1 pseudogene is annotated in these 424 nt (G+C 70.5%); it reads left to right on the plus strand.

From position 1 onward, the window contains the following. Window positions 1-424: pseudogene (locus tag AB4Z35_RS30705) on the plus strand (argininosuccinate lyase); the annotation flags it as partial.

Consider the following 424-nt stretch of genomic DNA (forward strand, 5'->3'; position numbering starts at 1 on the left):
CGTGCAGCCCGAGCGGGAACGCATGGCGTCGCGCGCGGCTAACGACTTCTCCACGGTGACGGATCTGGCCGACCTGCTCGTCCGCAAGGCCGACCTCTCGTTTCGCGATGCCCATCACATTATCGGCGCCGTAGTGCGGCGTGCGCTCGACGAGGGCCTGCCGGCGACCGCGATCACCCCAGCGATGATCGATGACGCCACTGCGGAGCAAGTTGGCAGGCCCGCCGGGCTCTCGGCCGAGGACGTCGCCCAATGCCTGGACCCGATCCGCAATGTGAACAGTCGCCAGTCGTACGGCGCGCCAGCCCCGCAAGGCGTGCGCGAGCGGCTCGACGTGCAGCGCCGCGCGCTCGATACCCGCACCACCGCGCTGGACGCCACCGTCACCCGCATCGACGACGCCGCCGCATTGCTGGAGCAGCGC

This window comes from Pseudomonas sp. KB_15, assembly GCF_052114525.1.
GTDB lineage: Bacteria > Pseudomonadota > Gammaproteobacteria > Pseudomonadales > Pseudomonadaceae > Aquipseudomonas.